The sequence below is a fragment of the Oceanobacillus aidingensis genome (assembly GCF_042654105.1).
In the GTDB taxonomy this organism is placed as follows: Bacteria; Bacillota; Bacilli; order Bacillales; family Amphibacillaceae; genus Oceanobacillus; species Oceanobacillus oncorhynchi.
Genome location: NZ_JBHSFT010000019.1, coordinates 91,216 through 109,811, shown reverse-complemented (window position 1 = coordinate 109,811; position 18,596 = coordinate 91,216). Strand labels below are relative to the sequence as shown.

At 36.4% G+C, this 18,596-nt stretch carries 19 protein-coding genes and 1 pseudogene; 17 read left to right on the top strand and 3 right to left on the bottom strand.

Annotation, left to right across the window (positions count from 1 at the left end; genetic code table 11):
- The first annotated feature begins 15 nt into the window (after positions 1-15).
- From copZ to ACFO3P_RS12955, 10 genes are all read left to right on the top strand, one after another.
- Positions 16-222, top strand: coding sequence for a copper chaperone CopZ (gene copZ / locus ACFO3P_RS13000; protein WP_289585497.1), 207 nt, complete (start codon positions 16-18; stop codon positions 220-222).
- Positions 223-350: 128 nt separating this feature from the next.
- On the top strand, positions 351-2,777 hold the full coding sequence (locus tag ACFO3P_RS12995) for a heavy metal translocating P-type ATPase (protein ID WP_289585498.1): 2,427 nt from the start codon (positions 351-353) through the stop codon (positions 2,775-2,777).
- Between the two features lie 2 nt (positions 2,778-2,779).
- The gene (locus ACFO3P_RS12990) at positions 2,780-3,682 is read left to right on the top strand and encodes a hypothetical protein (protein WP_244882382.1); all 903 of its coding nucleotides are present in this window, start codon (positions 2,780-2,782) and stop codon (positions 3,680-3,682) included.
- Positions 3,683-3,720: 38 nt separating this feature from the next.
- Entirely contained in the window at positions 3,721-3,999 is a 279-nt protein-coding gene (locus tag ACFO3P_RS12985) for a glutaredoxin family protein (RefSeq protein ID WP_042533169.1), read from the top strand.
- Between the two features lie 315 nt (positions 4,000-4,314).
- Positions 4,315-5,244 carry a thioredoxin-disulfide reductase gene (trxB, locus tag ACFO3P_RS12980; protein ID WP_289585499.1) on the top strand — a complete coding sequence of 310 codons (930 nt, stop codon included), beginning with the start codon at positions 4,315-4,317 and terminating at the stop codon, positions 5,242-5,244.
- A gap of 37 nt (positions 5,245-5,281) precedes the next feature.
- Positions 5,282-5,596 (top strand): thioredoxin family protein, encoded by a 315-nt coding sequence (locus ACFO3P_RS12975; RefSeq protein WP_042533173.1) that lies wholly within the window; start codon positions 5,282-5,284, stop codon positions 5,594-5,596.
- A 49-nt stretch (positions 5,597-5,645) separates the two neighbouring features.
- The gene (locus ACFO3P_RS12970; RefSeq protein WP_042533175.1) at positions 5,646-5,960 is read left to right on the top strand and encodes a thioredoxin family protein; all 315 of its coding nucleotides are present in this window, start codon (positions 5,646-5,648) and stop codon (positions 5,958-5,960) included.
- A gap of 110 nt (positions 5,961-6,070) precedes the next feature.
- A complete protein-coding gene (locus tag ACFO3P_RS12965) occupies positions 6,071-7,624 on the top strand; it encodes an MFS transporter (RefSeq protein WP_042533177.1) in 1,554 nt (517 codons plus the stop codon).
- A 399-nt stretch (positions 7,625-8,023) separates the two neighbouring features.
- Positions 8,024-8,392, top strand: coding sequence for an RNA polymerase sigma factor (locus ACFO3P_RS12960; protein WP_379542448.1), 369 nt, complete (start codon positions 8,024-8,026; stop codon positions 8,390-8,392).
- A complete protein-coding gene (locus tag ACFO3P_RS12955; RefSeq protein WP_042533179.1) occupies positions 8,364-8,618 on the top strand; it encodes a helix-turn-helix domain-containing protein in 255 nt (84 codons plus the stop codon). Before ACFO3P_RS12960 ends, ACFO3P_RS12955 begins: the two co-directional genes overlap by 29 nt.
- A gap of 327 nt (positions 8,619-8,945) precedes the next feature.
- Here ACFO3P_RS12955 and istB read toward each other — a convergent pair whose 3' ends face one another.
- The 3 genes from istB to ACFO3P_RS12940 all read right to left on the bottom strand — a co-directional run bounded on the left by istB (position 8,946) and on the right by ACFO3P_RS12940 (position 12,095).
- Complete coding sequence (gene istB / locus ACFO3P_RS12950; protein ID WP_379542444.1) at positions 8,946-9,716, bottom strand: IS21-like element helper ATPase IstB; 771 nt, start codon at positions 9,714-9,716, stop codon at positions 8,946-8,948.
- Complete coding sequence (gene istA / locus ACFO3P_RS12945) at positions 9,713-11,254, bottom strand: IS21 family transposase (RefSeq protein WP_379542443.1); 1,542 nt, start codon at positions 11,252-11,254, stop codon at positions 9,713-9,715. The genes istB and istA overlap by 4 nt, the downstream gene beginning before the upstream one ends.
- 223 nt (positions 11,255-11,477) lie before the next feature.
- Entirely contained in the window at positions 11,478-12,095 is a 618-nt protein-coding gene (locus ACFO3P_RS12940) for a hypothetical protein (protein ID WP_289585310.1), read from the bottom strand.
- Positions 12,096-12,746: 651 nt separating this feature from the next.
- Between ACFO3P_RS12940 and ACFO3P_RS12935 the strand changes: the two genes are divergently transcribed.
- The 7 genes and pseudogenes from ACFO3P_RS12935 to ACFO3P_RS12905 all read left to right on the top strand — a co-directional run bounded on the left by ACFO3P_RS12935 (position 12,747) and on the right by ACFO3P_RS12905 (position 18,459).
- A complete protein-coding gene (locus ACFO3P_RS12935; protein ID WP_042533183.1) occupies positions 12,747-12,893 on the top strand; it encodes an SHOCT domain-containing protein in 147 nt (48 codons plus the stop codon).
- A 56-nt stretch (positions 12,894-12,949) separates the two neighbouring features.
- On the top strand, positions 12,950-13,720 hold the full coding sequence (locus ACFO3P_RS12930; RefSeq protein ID WP_289585311.1) for a recombinase family protein: 771 nt from the start codon (positions 12,950-12,952) through the stop codon (positions 13,718-13,720).
- Complete coding sequence (locus ACFO3P_RS12925; protein WP_465263092.1) at positions 13,720-14,742, top strand: recombinase zinc beta ribbon domain-containing protein; 1,023 nt, start codon at positions 13,720-13,722, stop codon at positions 14,740-14,742. Before ACFO3P_RS12930 ends, ACFO3P_RS12925 begins: the two co-directional genes overlap by 1 nt.
- 336 nt (positions 14,743-15,078) lie before the next feature.
- Positions 15,079-15,692: pseudogene (locus tag ACFO3P_RS12920) on the top strand (PH domain-containing protein).
- 220 nt (positions 15,693-15,912) lie between these two features.
- Positions 15,913-16,347 (top strand): VOC family protein, encoded by a 435-nt coding sequence (locus ACFO3P_RS12915; RefSeq protein ID WP_212928292.1) that lies wholly within the window; start codon positions 15,913-15,915, stop codon positions 16,345-16,347.
- 451 nt (positions 16,348-16,798) lie between these two features.
- Complete coding sequence (locus ACFO3P_RS12910) at positions 16,799-17,836, top strand: IS1096 element passenger TnpR family protein (RefSeq protein WP_379542442.1); 1,038 nt, start codon at positions 16,799-16,801, stop codon at positions 17,834-17,836.
- Positions 17,837-17,997: 161 nt separating this feature from the next.
- The gene (locus ACFO3P_RS12905; protein ID WP_042533187.1) at positions 17,998-18,459 is read left to right on the top strand and encodes a VanZ family protein; all 462 of its coding nucleotides are present in this window, start codon (positions 17,998-18,000) and stop codon (positions 18,457-18,459) included.
- Positions 18,460-18,596: the final 137 nt, after the last annotated feature.

Sequence of the window (18,596 nt, the reverse complement as noted above, 5' to 3'; positions counted from 1 at the left end):
AAGGAGGGATGATTCATGACAAACAAAACACTTAACGTACAAGGCATGTCTTGCGGGCATTGCGTCAGCTCCATTGAAGGCAGTGTTGGTGAATTAAACGGTGTTGAATCCGTCAAAGTTCATTTACAAGATGGAAAGGTCGATATCACTTTTGATGGATATAAAGTGGACTTGAAAGACATCACAGAAGCGATTGAAGACCAAGGATATGATGTTGCATAAGGAATGTGCAGCAAAACATGCTTCATTTTTTTCGTTAAATAAAAAGGATAATCGTGCAAAACCTGCACGATTTCCTTTTCAATTATATTATACCCTGTCCTGGTATGAGGAAGGAGGAAAATAAAAAAATGGAAACACAAAAAGAAGTTAGTTTACAGATTCAAGGTATGACTTGTGCAGCATGCGCCACCAAGATTGAAAAAGGTTTAAATAAAATGGATGGTGTGGCAGAAGCCAATGTCAACTTTGCAATAGAGAAGACAAAAGTTACTTATAATCCATCTGTCACAAGTGTACAGGATTTTGAAGAGAAAATTGAAAAATTGGGTTACCATGTAGCACATGATAAACAAACCTTTGATATTTCCGGTATGACTTGTGCGGCATGTGCTACTAAAATTGAAAAGCGATTAAATAAAATGGAAGGTGTAGCAAGTGCCTCCGTGAATTTTGCATTAGAAAACGTGGCAGTGGATTATGATCAAGGTCAAGTGACGGTAAACGATATGATTGAAACGGTCAAAAAGCTTGGTTATAGCTTAAAAACACAAACTTCTAAAGAAGATACTGCCAATAGTAAGGATGAAGAAATTCGTCATCAGACAGGGAAATTTATTTTCTCAGCCATTTTAACTTTACCGTTATTGTGGACGATGGTGACACATTTTGAATTTACGTCCTTTATTTATTCGCCAGATATGTTAATGAACCCATGGGTACAGTTAGCTTTAGCAGCACCAGTACAATTTATTGTAGGGGCTCAGTTCTATAAATCTGCGTATAAAGCCTTGAAGAATGGCAGTGCCAACATGGACGTTCTTGTTGCATTAGGTACATCCGTTGCCTTCTTCTATAGTATTTTCTTGGGTTACGAGTGGCAAGTACAGGGGCAAGTCGGTATGCCAGAACTCTATTTTGAAGCTGCGGCAGTGATTATCACTTTGATCATTCTTGGAAAACTATTCGAAGTTCGCGCCAAAGGACGTACTGGTCAGGCTATTCAAAAATTACTTGGTATGCAGGCAAAAACAGCTAGGGTAATCAGAAATGGGGAGGAACAAGAGATTGCGATTGAAGAAGTTATCGTTGGTGATACCATCATGGTACGACCAGGTGAAAAGATTCCAGTTGATGGGCAAATTGTCAAAGGGGAATCCGCAGTCGATGAATCAATGATAACGGGTGAAAGTATTCCGGTTGATAAGAAAACAGGGGATGTAGCTATTGGGTCAACGATTAATAAAAATGGTCTGCTGACAATTGAAGCGACCAAAGTTGGTAAAGATACAGCTCTTTCTCAAATTGTTAAAGTGGTTGAAGAGGCACAAGGAAGTAAAGCTGATATTCAAAGGGTAGCTGACCGTGTATCGGGTATCTTTGTTCCCATTGTTGTGTTAATTGCTATTGCGGCGTCTCTAGTATGGTATTTTATCGTTGCACCTGGTGATCTCCGTTCCGCATTAGTTCCTGCTATCACTATACTTGTGATTGCTTGCCCATGTGCACTTGGTTTGGCAACTCCAACCTCTGTGATGGCTGGATCAGGAAGAGCAGCAGAACTCGGTGTTCTATTTAAAGGTGGAGAGTATTTGGAAAATACCCGTTCCCTAACGACGATTGTGTTAGATAAAACAGGAACTGTCACCAAAGGAGAACCAGAATTGACTGATGTTCTTCCGAATCAACATTTCACGGAAGAAGAAGTTCTTTATTACGTTGCCTCGGCTGAAAACAATTCAGAACATCCACTTGCAGAGGCGATTGTTAAAGGTGCAAAAGCAATGGGGGTTCAAGTAAAAGAATCAGATTCCTTTGAAGCAATCCCGGGATACGGTATTCAAGCTTCCATAAATGGAAAAATGATTTATGTTGGAACCAGAAAACTAATGAAACAGCAAAATATAACGGTTGATTCTGTGGAAAACCAAATGACAAAGTTAGAATCAGAAGGTAAGACAGCGATGTTAATTGGAATAGACAACCAATTAGCTGGTGTCATTGCGGTTGCTGATACAGTGAAAGAAACGTCTAAGGCTGCTATTCACCGTATGCATCAACTAGGTTTAGAGGTCATTATGCTTACAGGGGATAATGAACGGACTGCAGAAGCTATTGGAAAACAAGTTGATATTGATCATGTGATTGCGGAAGTAGTGCCGGAACAAAAGGCAGAGCAAATTAAAATGCTACAAGATATGGATAAAAAAGTAGCGATGGTCGGTGATGGTGTCAATGACGCACCTGCCTTAGCTGTAGCCGATATCGGGATGGCAATTGGTACGGGAACAGATGTAGCGATTGAAGCAGCAGATATAACATTAATGCGTGGAGATTTGAACAGCGTGGCAGACAGTGTGGAAATCAGTGCAAAGACCATGCGTAATATCAAGCAAAATTTATTCTTTGCCTTCTTCTATAATTCGGCTTCCATTCCAGTTGCTGCAATTGGTCTATTAGCTCCTTGGGTTGCTGGAGCAGCAATGGCATTCAGTTCTGTATCTGTAGTGCTTAACGCTTTACGATTACAGCGATTAAAGCTAAAAGGAGGCCAATAATTATGTCCGTAAAAAAGTGGGTATCTCTAGGGATTGTCTATGTAGTCATTGTTTTTGCAGGATATAGTGTGATTACAGGAAACAATCCTTTGGCCAGTGGTGAAATGGAGCACGATGGACATAGTGACGAAGAGGCTGGGCATGAGGAGCATAATAATGATGAAGCTTCACAAGAAGATGGGACCGATCATGAAGACCATAATACAGAAAGTAATTCAGAGGAGGAAGAAGACATGGACCATAAACATGAGCACGAGCATGGACATGAAACGGATTCAGAAGTAAAAACGGATGTGTCCTATGATAATGAAGAACTTGTCATCTCATTGGAAGATGATACAGGAGCAGCACCAGAACTCGCTATCGAGCATGAAAAAGAAATGCATTTTATTCTGATCTCTAACGATTTGGAAGAGTATTATCATCTCCATCCTGAAAAAGAAGAGGAAGGAAGATTTCGAGTTAATCAAGCCTTAGAAGATGGAACGTATCAAGCATTTGTTGATATTGTGCCGGAAAACAAAGCTTATACACCTGCTCCAAACCTATTACAGGTTGGAACAGAAGAAACAGCCAAAGCACATTTACATGCGGATAATGAATGGACAAAAGAAGTAGATGGAAAAACAGTGACCTTAGAAGAAGTGGAAGCAATAGCTGGAGAAGAGGTTCCTTTGAATTTTGATATGCAAGGGGAACAACCGGAAACACACCTTGGTGCTTTAGGTCATGTGGTGATTGTAGATGAAGAGGTAGAAGAATATATCCATGTTCACCCTGCGTCAGATGATTCCACGACGTTTAATGCTCATTTCACAAATCCAGGGATGTATAAAGTCTGGGCAGAATTCAAATTTGATGGGGAAATTCATGTATATCCATTTATTTTAGAAGTAAAAGAGTAACTCATTTTAATATAAATCAAATGGAAGGAGTGAGATAAATGGCTAATTATCAATTAGAAATTTATACAAGACCAACTTGTTCTGATTGCCAAGACTTGAAAAAATTCTTGGAAAAACATCGGATACCACACAAACAATATGATTTAACCAAGCAGCCAGAAAAAGAAAAAGAGCTTAAAAGTCGAACAGGGGCTAGAGTGGTTCCCGGAATTGTCTTTTCTCAATCCTCCATTTTAGGTCTAAGAAAAACAAGAAAAAGTATGACAGGGTTTGAAATGAATAAAGAGGAGATTAAACGGCTCTTAGAAGTTGGATAAGGAGTGGTTTATCATATGACACCTTATTTTTAAGGAGGTGATATAAATGGCTAAACCAACGTGCTCTTGCTGCTCACCAAAAGAATCAGCAAAGACTGAGAATGCAAAAACAGATCAGCCAAAAAGTTCATCGAAGAAATAACGTATAAGGCAATCCTAGTATTGTAAGTTTCTCTTTCTGATATTAAATCGTCAGCTGAAACGGTTTAGAGGAAAGTTTAGGTTGATAGCCTAACATTCAGTGAAGGAAAATTTTACCCTTCACTGAATGTCCTTTTAAAATATATAAGTATTTTTTTAATGAAGAGGTGGATTATGTATAAAACAGTCATTTTAGGAACAGGTCCTGCTGGTTTAACATCTGCCATTTATTTAGCCAGAGCAAATATGGAACCATTAATCTTAGAAGGTCCAGAACCAGGTGGACAGTTAACATTGACAACAGCGGTCGAAAATTACCCGGGCTTTTCTGATCCAGTGATGGGACCAGAATTGATAGATACCATGCGGGCACAAGCGAAACGATTTGGAGCACAATTTAAAACGGCTTTAGTAAAAGAAGTAGATTTTTCAAGTCGTCCCTTTCGTTTAGAAGCAGATGGTCTCGGTGAAATTCAAGCGGAATCTGTGATTGTTTCTACTGGTGCCCGGGCGAAAATGTTGGAGATTCCAGGAGAGGCAGAAAACCTTGGTCGCGGAGTAAGTACCTGTGCAACATGCGATGGTTTCTTTTTCCGTGATAAAAAAGTGGTTGTTGTTGGCGGTGGAGATTCTGCTATGGAAGAAGCTTTATTTTTAACAAAGTTTGCGAAAGAAGTACAGGTTATTCATCGAAGGAACGAATTGCGAGCTTCTAAGATTATGCAAGATCGAGCAATGAATAACGAGAAAATATCTTGGATTTTTAACAGTATACCGATGGAAATTCTTTCTCAAGATAATCAGCTCACAGGAATTCGTGTTAAGAATAAAGAAACCCAGGAAGAACAACTTATTGAAACAGATGGTGTCTTTCTAGCGATTGGTCATATACCTAACACCGATTTTTTGAAAGAAGCCATCAATATTTACCCGAATGGATATGTTAAGGTTGAACCTGGTACGACAAATACGAATATACCAGGTGTGTTTGCAGCAGGTGATGTGCAAGATCAAAGATACAAGCAGGCTGTCACAGCAGCTGGAACAGGTTGCATGGCTGCCATGGATGTAGAGACATTTATAGAGACGAATCCTTTAAAGTAACTTTTTTAAACAAGGAAAAGGAAAGGAGGGATTTGTAATGGTCAAAGAATTGAGAGCTAATGAGTTTGACACATTGGTAAAAGCAGAAGAAAAACCTGTTGTGTTGAAATTTACCGCAGACTGGTGCCCAGGCTGTAAGCAGCTAGCTCCTATCGTTGAATCAGTTGCAGAAGAGTTGGAAGAAGAGATTGCATTCTATCATGTTGATGTAGATGAAGAGTTAGAGTTTGCCCAGCAATATCAGGTGATGAGTATTCCAACTTTAATTCTTTTCAAAAACGGGGAAGAGGCAGACAGAGTAACTGCACCGGAAGCAAGTGAGGAAGTCGTTCGAGACTTTTCATCACAATAATAGAGGTTAAAGTTAAGGTACTATCTTTCATGGTGAAGGAGATATCTCTATGCTAAAGGAATTGAAAACAGATGACTTTTGTACTTTAGTCAAAATGGAAGAAAAACCTGTTGTACTCAACTTTACGGCAGGATGGTGTCAAGGTTGTCAGCAGGTGACTCCCATTATTGAATCGGCAGCAGAAGAAATAAAAAATGTCATGTTTTATGATGTTGACGTAGATAAAGACCTAGAATTTGCTGTTCAGAGGTATAACGTGATAGGTATTCCAACTTTAATTCTTTTTAAAAATGGAATAGAAGTCGATCGGCTAACTACCTTAAAATTAAATGAAAAAACAATCAGAGATTTTTCTACACAATAATAGAAAATGAAATCAAATATCTTTCATAATGAAGGAGGAATTCCAAATGTTGAAAGATTTAAAAAATAACAATTGGGTGAGTATCATATCAAATATAGGAGGTGTGCAACATGGCTAATTCTAATAATCCTGAAGTACCTCGTGCAAATGCTCGACAATGGTGGGGGCTTGTCGTGTTAGTTTTACCTTCAACATTACTGTTCATGATGTTAACTATTTTGTTCTTAGCTGCCCCCAGTATGGCAGCTGACTTAGGGCCTTCCAGTACGCAATTGTTGTGGATTCTTGATATATACGGTTTTGTGATGGCAGGATTCTTAGTCGCAATGGGAGTTCTTGGAGATAGAGTAGGGAAACGATTATTAATGGTAATAGGTGCTATCTTGTTTGGAGTTGTTTCTATATTGGCAGCATTAACAAGTGATCCATCCATGATGATTGCTTGGCGTGCTGTTTTAGGTTTAGCAGCAGCAATGATGGTACCTGCTACACTTGGACTGATTTTCGTTCTGTTTCAAAATGCTGAACAACGCGGGGTTGCGATTGGTATTTGGGCAGGTGGAATTTCAGCCGGTGTAGCCCTTGGACCATTATTAAGCGGTCTGCTTTTAGAAGTATTTGGCTGGCAAGCGACATTTTTAGTAGCAGTACCAGTTATGTTAGTTGTTGCACTAGGTGCACCTATTCTAGTACCTGAACACCGTGATCAAAATAGTGGAAAGCTTGATTTATTCAGTGCTCTATTATTAGTTGCTACATTGCTAGCGATAATTTACAGCATTAAACAATTTGCAGCACAAGCTGCTGTAGGTCCAACAATTACTTTGTTAGTTGCAGGTATACTAGTGGGAATTTGGTTTGTAGTTCGACAACTACGAGCAAAACAACCTTTATTAGATGTTCGGTTGTTTAAAAATCGTACGGTTAGTGGTGCGCTTAGTGTATTCTTACTTTCGGCAGCAGCACTTGGTGGAGTATATTCTCTTTTCACTCAATACTTGCAGCAGGTACAAGGACTTTCGCCGATGACGGCAGGATTTGCTATTCTTCCAGCTGCCGCAGTATTGATTGTAGTCTCTACGCTTTCACCGATGATGGCACGCCGTTTTCGTCCAGGTAATGTTATTGCAATAGGTCTAGCAATTCAAGTGATTGGTTATATACTCTTTACACAACTTGACGCTGGTACGGGGCTTGCACTTGTTATTGCAAGTTTTGTGGTCACCTATCCTGGTGTAGCTCCATCGATGGCCTTAACTACCGATTTAGTAGTTAGCTCTGTTCCGCCAGAAAAAGCAGGAGGAGCTTCTGGTCTTGCGACAACAGCTAATGATTTAGGTATTTCGCTTGGGGTCGCAGTAATTGGAAGTATTGGAGTAGCAGCTTATCGCAGTGAAATTGTCGATACACTACCTCAAGATTTGCCTCCAAATGTTGCAGCAGCAGCTTCAGACAGTATTGATGGTGCTATTGTCTCAGCTTCTAATGTTTCGGAAACGCTTGGGGAGTCTTTGATTATGGCGGCTCAAAATGCGTTCACCAGTGGATTAAATACTGCCGCTATCGTTTCAGCTATAATTGCAGGAGTAGCAGCAATTATTTCCGCAACACGATTACGTCATATTCCACCTTCTGGTAAAGCACAGCAGAATGGAGAGGAATAATAAGCGGGTATATAAGTATCATTCATTCTTAAGAGTGATAAAAAAGCACAAAATGAAATAAGTTTTGTGTATATATTTTAATTAAATAAATACCTAACCTAGGTATAGTAGAAAAGAAGATTTAATTTAAATATCATTTGAAATAACACAATAAAGCAACCTGTATCTTCGTTATAAGAGAGGGTTGCTTTATTGCTCTCTACTAGATATTAGACGCTAATAACAAATTAATAATAGATATGGATTAAATAGTCAATACTTTATTACAGCCCGATAACTTATTTGTTATTCGGGTTTTTTCTTGTCTTTATAAGGATCTTCTCTCATTTTTGGCAAAATATGTACTACTATTTGTAGTAATGACAAAGGAAGAGGAGGAATTAATGCTATCACTGCTTCATTAACATCCAAAGACAATTACAACGCCAGCGTGAAGTAGAGGTATCTTTTACAACTTTATCAAATTTTGAACCTCAAGAACTTGCAGTTATTGATGATTATGTCCTGGAAGGGTATTATTTTCAAGTTTTAGGATATGAAGTCATTTTAAAAAATGAAGAACTAATTCGTTCACTTTGTCACTTATCTGATAAAAAACGAGAAGTTATTCTTTTATCCTACTTCTTGAATATGACAGATAAGGAAGTCGGAAAAATATTGGGTCGTGCTCGAAGCACAGTACAATATCAAAGAAAGAAGGCACTAGAAGAATTAAAACAGAGATTGGAGGGGAATGATGATGGATCAAAATCAATTGATTTCTCTTAATTCAGTAAATGAATTGTTACCTTTCTCTATTATTGCAGAAGCTTCAAAGGGTGAGGTAGAAGCTATAAACGCAGTGCTTAAACATTATGAACCTTATATAAATAAACTATCGTTACGGTTAGTACAAGATGATTTTGGTGCTTCTCAAATGGTAGTAGATGATTATACACGTAGACGCTTAGAAACAAAATTAATTACAGCTATATTAAGATTTGAATTGACTTAGGGTTTTTATTCTTAAGCATTTTAATCCTCGTTCTTCCTAGTTGATATTTGATAAAGAAAGCTTTGAGAAAATTCAATGTTGTATTAGGAACAAATCAGAAATGTTTTAAATAAGAAAAGAGACAATTTGGAGGATTACAAGACAAATGATTATTATTAGCTAAAACTATCACCACTTTGTAAAGGTGATTAAAGGAAGTGGTGATAGTTTTGCAGCCCATGATGATTATAAGTTAATATTTAGCTTTTTCATTGTAACAAGTTTGCTAGGTTTATTGAGATCGTGGGCTCCTGTGAGCGTCAAGTAGAAATGAACACTTTTTGCTAATTAAATTTGGACACTTTCTTCCATGAAAATGGAAGAACGGTGTTTCATTCGATAACTATCATCATCATGAAAATGAATAACTTCAGCTCGATGTAAAATTCTATCTAGGATAGCCGTTGTAATCCCTGGATCACCTAGTAATTCTCCCCATTCATTTGGTCCTTTATTAGAAGTTAATATAATTGAAGCCTTATCATAAAGGTCGTTAATAAGATGGAAAAATAAATTCGCTTCACGTGTATCCATTGCCATGAACATTAAATCATCAATAATCACTAAATGAGAGGAACGAATTCGTTTCATTCTCGTTTGTGATTTTCTAGTAACTTCTTCTGTTTTTAATGTTTGAATCAGTTGCCCCATGGAAATAAAAGAGACTTTATATCCTTTTTGTATGGCTTCTATGCCCAGCCCTGTGGCTAAATGTGTTTTACCTACACCTGGCGGTCCTAAAACGATTAAATTATAGAGTTGATCTAGCCAAGTATACTCCTTTAATTGATTTACTTGTCTTTTGCTGAGTGATTGCTGCTCATCTAAATGAAACTCCTCCAACGTCTTATAGGAAGGGAATGCAGCCCATTTTAATCGTTTTTCGATTAATTTTTCATCCCTCCGTTTTAATTCATATCCAGTCAATTGTGTCAAAAGTACTTGATATGTCCAATCTTCTGACTCTGCTTGTTGAATCAGAGATGGCAAATAATTTGCCGTCTCTGTGAGTCTCAACGATCGAAACTGTTGTTGTATTTCTTCTATTGAATGACTCATACCGTTGCTCCTTTCAATAACTCTATATAAGAATCCAATTCTCTTGTTTTTGGCTTGATTTGAAGCAGCGTATCATCCATACCATGCAATGTTTTGATAGCTTCTATTTGCGGAGGCCTTTGATGAGAATCCGTTTGTCTTTGGATAAACTCTACGACATCTCTAAACTCTGTTGCACTATATATTTTGCGTGCGACACATTCTTCTAAAGCTTGGTTCCTTCGTTCTCTTGTTACTGTTTTAGATACCTTTAAAATAAGAGATAATTGATCTCGTATATAACGAGGATATCTTTGGTGAATTTCCTGAAGGAAATCAGAAGCCATTTCCTTATCATCAAAGTACGTCGATACCGTTTCTATATAGGCAGCTATTCCTTTAGAACGGTCTCTGGTATGTTGAGAATCTTGAATCAATTTCCCTTTCTCTATACTTAATGTGTGTTTGGCAATGATTGCTCCATTCGATTCTTCACGTATTATTAATTCGTTTTGATTGCTTATTTCAATAAAAACTTCTTTATCTTTTTTATATGTACCAAGTGGTACCGAATACCGATTCGATTGATAGATAATAGTATTGTCCTTACGAACATTTCTTGTTATACTATTATCGATATTTGAAATTGAAATTTTTTTGTTGACTGGTCTTAAGTGTTGTTTTTCTAGGGCAAACACTTCGACCGGTCTTTTTTTTGTTGTATTATGCACTTTTCCGTTTCCCGTTCGAATCAGCCATGCTAAACAGGATTCATTCCATTTATCTATATGGTGAAATACGCGGCTCTTCGCAAAATTCTTCTTCACAAATCCTACCACATTTTCAATCTTCCCTTTACTTTCTGGATCAGCTTTTCTACATACAAAGAGCTTTAATTTTCTTTCTTCCCTGTATGCTTGAAATTCACTGGTAAGAATGAGATCACCTTCATTTTCACTTACTACGATAAGGGAATCTTGATCATAAGCTAACTCATATGGAATTCCTCCAAAATACTGAAAAGCCTCTTCGTGAGCTTGAATCATATCTTTTGTTGTAAAAGGATGGGAGAGCCATGTAACGTATTTATAACGAGAGTGCGAAAGCACGAAACTAATAAAATATAATTTCTTCTCCTTTCCCTGAGATGTTTTCTGTATCGTCTGACCAAAATCTACTTGGGCTTGTTGCCCCATTGGTGGATCTGGAATAGCTTGATAGACACGCTTCATTTCTGTCTTTGGAATATGATATTTTTCCCGGAGTGCTTTGACATAACTACGAACGGTACTTTCTCCAACACATAGAGTTGGAAACCTTTCTTTTAACCAATCATGAACTTGAGCACTAGAAAGATCTGGATGTTCTGTTAGCCAAGTATGAATAAGTAATTCGTAGGCATCTAATTTCTTCTTTCTTGTCTGTGTGGAAGCTACCCACTCCGCCATTTCCTGAGGAGACTTTTCAAGGTATTTATATACTGTTGTTCTTGATATACCTAGTTTTCTAGCTATTCTCCGTATTTTAAATCCTTCTTGTTTTAGTTGATAGATTTCCATATACACTTTCCATGTTTCCACCTTTCTTACTCCTCCCATTTCTGTATCGTACAAACATGTATTATACAGTAAATGAAAGATTGCAATAGTTAGTTGGTACCTGACGGAACGGCGAGCATGTAACAGGCTGCCGCCCCTACGGGGCAACAGCCTGTTACATGCCTATCCCCAAAGAAAAGTGTTCATTCTTATCAAGCAATAATGGTCTACTTTAGTTTAGCAGTTACAGCTCCTTTGCTGACTCTCTAAACATAAGTAAGATTTCATTTTTAGAATTAATTTGTTCTTCTAAACTATTTAGAAGATGATCATTTGTCATTAGTTGATTATACCTTTCTTTATTCACATTTATTGCTAAAAAGATTCCTTTTTTGTAGTTGTATCTATTAATGAATTGATCAATTTTCTTAATATCATTTAGCATATCTGTTGTAGAAAGTTTAGGATTAGCTTTGACTTCAATAATTAAGTCTTGATTTTCATATGTACCCGGTTCATGTATTAAAAAGTCAGGGTAATATACTCCGTCTGTACTATTTACTCCAAATAATTGTGTGATTTCATCACTTACTTGAGCCTTGCGAAGTTCAGCTTGTAAAATCACTTTTTCATTCAACCTATTTTCTTCCATAATTTTACGCAATTGATGATAAAGCTCATAACAGAAAACTCGCTCATTATGCATACTCAAATATGGCATTAGCTTTTCACGCTTTTTATCCTGAGATTTAATATTATGAACATTTAACATAGAATCAATCCAATTTTGGTTTCCAAAATACACTTCTTCCACATTATTGATTGCTCTGCGAAGAAATTTAATGTATTCATGAATGTTCAAGTTTTATTCCTCCAATCCTACCTATTCTTTCCTTTAAATACATAATATCATAAACACGTTATAGCCAATTAGTATTAAATTCTTAATCGTAACAGCTTAACAAATGTAGAACATTTACCAAACACATGCAAGTTCAATTTATGATTTCTTTTTTTGGTTTTTACTCGTTTTTGGCAAAATGGTTCTTTCTATTTGTAGTAATAGCAAAGGAAGGAGAGAAAGGAAAGTCAGCATTTCTTATTTAAAAAAATAGATGTGTGGCATATGGAACTTTCCTTTTTCTTTTAGCAGTCACTTAAAGTGGGAGAATGATTTTTAACGTTCTTTGATAAAGAAAGCATGATTAATCTCATGCATTATAAATTGGAAAATCAGATACGTTCTGCTGATGAAGAGCTACTTGATTCTTGCGCCATGACTTTCTGCTGAAACGAGCGATAAACAAAGAATCTAATGTAATCGTGGTGGATTACTGGCGATGACTCATTAGCAGTATAATGATACTCCCCTACCGTCATGGTTCGAGCGTTTGGAGCGTCGCAAGCTATGAGTAGGGCTGGAAGAAATACTTGCAGGGGTGAAATTCCCGTGGAGCTGTACCAACAGCCGTCTGATTTTTTATTTTGAAATTCTTTGAGGAGGTAGGTTTTTATGAAAAAGAATTTGATTAAATACAGTATGCAAATTTCTATGTTAAAACAATTACTGACTTATAAGTTAATTTCAGAGGAAGAATATAAAATGGCAAAAAGTAAATTAATGAAAGATTATCATATTATCTCTGATATTACAGGCTGACTTTTATTTTAAATCGCCGTAGAATATTGGTAATAAAATCCAAGGAGGGATTTGTAATGTCAGAGGTTGAAATTATAAAAGGAAACAATTCCCGTTTTAGCCATCGGCGAGGCAAAGCTATTGAACAGCGTCGAGTAGCTGCATATTGTCGGGTTAGTACAGATGATGAGGATCAATTAAGTAGTTATAAGTCACAAGTTACCTATTATAAGGATTTAATTAATAACAATCCGGAATGGGTATTTGCTGGTATTTATGCTGATGAAGCGATTACAGGAACACAAACGGTTAAGCGGGAAGATTTTCAAAGAATGATAAATGATTGTATGAATGGAGATATTGATATGGTTATTACCAAATCAATATCTCGTTTTGCAAGAAATACTTTAGACACGCTTAAATACGTTCGAATGTTTAAAGAAAAAGATATTGCAGTCTTCTTTGAAGATGAAAAAATTAATACGCTTACGATGGATGGAGAATTGTTACTTGTAGTATTGAGTTCGGTTGCTCAACAGGAAGTTGAAAATATCTCTGCTAATGTAAAAAAAGGCTTAAAAATGAAAATGAGCAGAGGGGAGCTGATAGGTTTTCAAGGTTGCATTGGTTATGATTATAACCCGGAAGATAAAACGCTTACTATAAATGAAAAAGAAGCAGAAATAGTACGATATATATTTGAAAGATATGTGCAGGGTGCAGGAGGAAAGATGATAGCAAAAGAGTTGGAAGCTTTAGGCCATAAAACAAAAAAGGCAATACAAAATGGCAAGACGCAACTATACTTCGTATTATTAAGAATGAGAAATATAAAGGTGATCTTTTAATGGGGAAAACCTTTACAGTTGATCCTATTACAAAACGTAGATTAAGTAATTTTGGAGAAGAAGATCAATACTATATAAAAAATAACCATGAACCAATTGTCAGTGCTGAAATTTTTGAAAAAGCAGAAGAGATTAGAACACGCAGGAATCGGAACAAACTTAGAGTAGACAGAAATGGTGGCAAGAGGGAAAAGTATAGTCGTAAGTACGCTTTTAGCAGCTTGCTTGAATGTCCTTATTGTGGAAGCATATTGTCGAGACGAAGTTGGCATGGTGGCAGTTCATATCATAAAATAATATGGCATTGTATGACTAGTACAAAAAAAGGAAAACAATATTGCCCAGAGAGTAAAGGGATACAGGAAGAAATAATTGAAAAAGCATTTTTAGAAAGTTATCGTCTTATGTGTAATAATAATCAAGATGTCTTAGAAGAATTTTTGGAAAGAATGGAAGAGAGTTTAAGTGTAAATACAGCATATGAGAAGGTTTCTAAAATTGAGATAGAAATTGAAGCTTTAGAGAAAAAGAAAAATAAGTTGATTGATATGCATATAGAGGGTAGGCTAGATAAAGAAACATATGAAGATAAATATAATAAGACAATCAAAAAACTCGATGACAAGAAACGAAGAAAAGCCTATTTACAATCAAGTCTTGATGATGAAAAAGATATTAAAGAACGATTGTTAGAATTTAGAAAATTACTAGAAAAAGAAAATGGTCTAAATACTTTTGATCGATATGTTTTTGAAAGTATAATAGAGAAAGTAATAGTTGGTGGTGTGGATAATGAAGGAAATGACAATCCATATAAGTTAACATTTATTTACAAAATTGGAACAGTCGATTCATTAGATGGAAATAGTTTTAAACCTCCGAGAAAAAATAAAAAAAAGGAATCTTTTAATGAATTGTATTCCAATACTGAAAACGAGGAAAACGAATTGCGTTCCAATAGCAATTACCACACATGTAGAGGCTGTGACGGTGTTGTCGAGGATGGAAGAGTAAAGGGATGAAAAAGGCAGCGAATGGTATGCTGTCTCAAAATAGAATGATTGAGAAATAAAAACTGAACCACCATACATTGATAACGGTTATTTTAATGGAAGTAAATGGAGAACTAGATGAAGACAGAACTATCAACAGAACACTGTAGGATAAGTAAAAGAACGGAACAAATAGTTCTTTTTTTATCCATTTGTGCCATTCATATATTTTTCACCTAATCAATTTCTATTATTTGATGATTAGATTAATATAGCATTATAAGAACAATTTATTACAGAACAAACCTTTCATGCTGGATGATAAAATCCAGCTGAGGCAAGTTCCATCAGAGGAGAGTGTACTGCATGTTTAAAAAGATTGCCAGTGATGCATTAGGATTGAGTGATATTGGTAAAATTATTCAACCGGATAACTTCGATAAAACGGAATCAGATGATTACGTATTGCATGAAGAAGGGGAACAAATTCATTTTCTGATTAAATCGAAATCAGATGAATACTGCTTTACGAATCGTTCCTCATCCACTTAGATGGGGAAAAGGCAACAAGCAGTAAGCGGAATATTTATCGCTATGATTACTACCGCTATCCTATTCAGAACGTCACAGTAGAAACGGCTGGTACGATTGACCTGGACCTTGAAATAAAATTTACGATTGGAGGACAAGCTATTTCCGTAGATATTGAGAAAAAGGAAGGCGAGGCTATTGCTGATTTATATAAATCATTAGTTACCATTTCACATATTCAAGACAGTGATGCACGTGTGAAAGGTTATGCAGAAGATAGTCCTGATTTATCCAAAACCTTATTCACTGACAACCGTTTTCAGGAAGGAACCATAGCGAATGAATTTGAAAAAGCTGCGAAATTTGCTTTTGATTGGCTAAATACGACATACAATGACAATACACTGAAAGATTTTGGTGATATTTTTAAAAAATATCACCAAAATTAATAAGGAAACTTTATAATGAATAGTGGCTCCTGATACACCATGATTAGACCAGATTAAATCACGTTTTAAAATAATCATTATATCTGCTTAAAGCGTGAGCGCTGAAGAAATTTGGTTTTTCTGTGTGCTCCGGTGATTGCTGAAAAGGTACTGACAAAGTAGAATAAAAACAAGCGTATTGTAGAAGATAGGAATTAATTAAAAGTTAGGAGAATGCCAAATGATTAACGGAGTGGAATTTGATTTTGTTGTAAAAGACAGCAAAGCAGCTTTAGCGCAGTACAAGTCTATTTTTGATGTAGAAGTAGTAGAAGAAACAAATTTTAAAGCAGGAAATAATGAAGCGGTATTTACCATTTACGGGACGCGTTTTCACATGCTTGATGAGAATCCTGAATATCAATTATTTGCTCCGAAAGAAGGGGAAACACAATCTTTTTGGTTCAATATTGCAGTTCCGGACATTCAAGAAACATATGAAAAAGCGATGGCTGCGAATGCAACAGAAATACAGCCTGTTACAAGGATGGAAGAAATGGGCATCTCTAATGCAATGTTTGCTGACAGCTATGGGTATGTATGGATGTTACATGAGATTCACCGCGAAGTATCCTTTGAAGAACGCGTGGATATTCTAAGTAAAGACTTTGAATAAATATCTGTGCTATTTTGTAGAGATGCTTACTTAAAAAGTTTCATACATCTGAAATCTTTATGACAGTCAAATATAAATGAAACAAAACGTTTACTAAATTCATTAGGGAAAATAGGAACGTTTTTTCTATATATGAATAGCAGAGATTGCAAACCCGTTAATCTATAAACAGGCCTTGTTCGAGGTATGGTGCTCTTTAATTTTCTTCACCATATACTTATGACCCTGAAATAAATAACAATCGTAGGAACGTTCCTTTTGTGAATGCTATAATGACATCATGTGATGAAGGATCTGGTTATTATTGGGAATTTATTAAAAACTCCTACAGGAATAATAATCTTTTTTATTATCATAATGATAGCGTATTTTATCATGTGATGATAGAAAAGCGTTAATATTAGAGCTCTCTATATAATTTAATCTATTTAAAAGAAGGAGGAAAAATAATATGGACAAGTCAAATAAAAACTTTACCCCCGTACGTCTGCATCTGGAATTAACAGACGCTTATTTGTCGGATTATGAAAAAAGAATGCTGAATCGGTATGGGGAGACTTTAACTGGTGGATCAATATCCCGAGACATTCTGATTCCATCTGATATGCCGCTGCACAACCTTCATTATGCAATTCAAAAACTATTTGGATGGCAAAATGCGCATCTGCGCAAATTTCAACTTCCTGATCCTGTATTTCAGAAACTGACCGGAGGCACGGTAAAGGGCTGGTCTGATTTAGTAGGTACGCTATTTCAACCTCCTTCTGAAGCAGAAAGTGATCTTTTTTGGGACGAAGATTATAAAAGTGGAAGTATCCATACATGGTTGAGGAAGAAGTATACAGGGCCTTTCATATATAAGGGGACACTGGAGCAGCCGGAAATAGCGAAGCAGGATATGAAGGAAATGTTAAATTATTTTACAATGATTGAAGTGAAAGAATCATTTACGGATTATCTGGAACGGAAAAAGCAAAATCCTGATACAGAAATGAGAACTATCCGGAAAGCGCCATTAGTTGAATTAACTCTTGCTGAAATGCGCTCAGCGTTTACTTTAGAGGGGGATGTAGAAAACTTGCTGGAGCGTCTGGAAGTGGATAAGGTAATCGCTGCGAAAACGGAAGAAATACAGGACAATGAATTGTTTCCCGTAACAGATGAACTCATTTATCAGTATGATTTTGGAGATGATTGGACGGTAAAAATCACCAAATATGAGGATTGTGCGGATTTATTACATCGAAATTTGATAGATCAAGAGGAGTTGGCGGAAGCAGAAGCAATGGTTTTGGATAAGCATAAACCAGTTTGTATTCATAAACAAGGTATCTCCGTATGTGATGATGTTGGCGGCTTAAGCGGATTTGCCAATTTTTTAGGAACTATTTATGAAAGCGAAGATAGGCTGGAAAAGTCTGAGATGCGGGCTTGGGCAAAAAGCCTTGGCTGGAGTGCGCAAAAGGTTTCTGTAAAAACATTATTATAGAAAGTTTAAGGGAAATAATTCCTTTCTTAAAGGGGTTACCATTTATTATTTTTCTCATACATAAGAAGCGAGTAGTATCCGTCTGATACGCTTTAGAAAGGTGCCACTTGAATAAGTGCATGTTTCATGCAGATAAAACACATATATAAGGAGCTAGTTACATGTACAAAATCTTCTCCTGGGCGGCAGTGATATTTTGGATGGCGCTTATTTTTTATTTATCCCATCAGCCTGCTGCCATTTCCAATGAACTCAGTTCAGGAATTACCGAAATAATTATAAACACCTTGGAGAATCTTGCTTCTTCATTCCAGTTCCATATAGAAGAGCTGCATCATATCATTAGAAAAAATGCGCACTTTTTTGCTTATTTAATACTGGGCATTCTCGTTTTGAACGGATTAAGAAGAAGCGGTGTATTTGGCAAGCGAGGTATAGGTATTGCCTTGTTGATTTGTATTCTGTATGCCATCACAGATGAGGTGCATCAGTTATTTATCCCCGGGAGATCCGGAGAGGTGAGAGATGTCTTGATTGATAGTGGTGGTGCGAGCACAGGAATTGTCATTTATTTACTAATTTCCAAGCTGGTAAAGCGGCGCAACAAAAAGCGTATCCGCTGACAAATGGTTTTGCTTTGCAGTTCATTGTTTTTTAATGATAGCTTCCCAATGGTTTTAATGCTTCTGCAGTTTGATATGTATAAAAAATTCTAGAAGCTTTAGAGAAATTCAAAGAAAGTCTTTATAATTCAACAACA

Bases quoted from the DNA above. Each gene is read 5' to 3' on its own strand.
- copZ (WP_289585497.1), top strand. From the start codon at position 16: ATGACAAACAAAACACTTAACGTACAAGGCATGTCTTGCGGGCATTGC.
- ACFO3P_RS12995 (WP_289585498.1), top strand. From the start codon at position 351: ATGGAAACACAAAAAGAAGTTAGTTTACAGATTCAAGGTATGACTTGT.
- ACFO3P_RS12990 (WP_244882382.1), top strand. From the start codon at position 2,780: ATGTCCGTAAAAAAGTGGGTATCTCTAGGGATTGTCTATGTAGTCATT.
- ACFO3P_RS12985 (WP_042533169.1), top strand. From the start codon at position 3,721: ATGGCTAATTATCAATTAGAAATTTATACAAGACCAACTTGTTCTGAT.
- trxB (WP_289585499.1), top strand. From the start codon at position 4,315: ATGTATAAAACAGTCATTTTAGGAACAGGTCCTGCTGGTTTAACATCT.
- ACFO3P_RS12975 (WP_042533173.1), top strand. From the start codon at position 5,282: ATGGTCAAAGAATTGAGAGCTAATGAGTTTGACACATTGGTAAAAGCA.
- ACFO3P_RS12970 (WP_042533175.1), top strand. From the start codon at position 5,646: ATGCTAAAGGAATTGAAAACAGATGACTTTTGTACTTTAGTCAAAATG.
- ACFO3P_RS12965 (WP_042533177.1), top strand. From the start codon at position 6,071: ATGGCTAATTCTAATAATCCTGAAGTACCTCGTGCAAATGCTCGACAA.
- ACFO3P_RS12955 (WP_042533179.1), top strand. From the start codon at position 8,364: ATGGATCAAAATCAATTGATTTCTCTTAATTCAGTAAATGAATTGTTA.
- istB (WP_379542444.1), bottom strand. From the start codon at position 9,716: ATGAGTCATTCAATAGAAGAAATACAACAACAGTTTCGATCGTTGAGA.
- istA (WP_379542443.1), bottom strand. From the start codon at position 11,254: ATGGAAATCTATCAACTAAAACAAGAAGGATTTAAAATACGGAGAATA.
- ACFO3P_RS12935 (WP_042533183.1), top strand. From the start codon at position 12,747: ATGAAAAAGAATTTGATTAAATACAGTATGCAAATTTCTATGTTAAAA.
- ACFO3P_RS12930 (WP_289585311.1), top strand. From the start codon at position 12,950: ATGTCAGAGGTTGAAATTATAAAAGGAAACAATTCCCGTTTTAGCCAT.
- ACFO3P_RS12925 (WP_465263092.1), top strand. From the start codon at position 13,720: ATGGGGAAAACCTTTACAGTTGATCCTATTACAAAACGTAGATTAAGT.
- ACFO3P_RS12915 (WP_212928292.1), top strand. From the start codon at position 15,913: ATGATTAACGGAGTGGAATTTGATTTTGTTGTAAAAGACAGCAAAGCA.
- ACFO3P_RS12910 (WP_379542442.1), top strand. From the start codon at position 16,799: ATGGACAAGTCAAATAAAAACTTTACCCCCGTACGTCTGCATCTGGAA.
- ACFO3P_RS12905 (WP_042533187.1), top strand. From the start codon at position 17,998: ATGTACAAAATCTTCTCCTGGGCGGCAGTGATATTTTGGATGGCGCTT.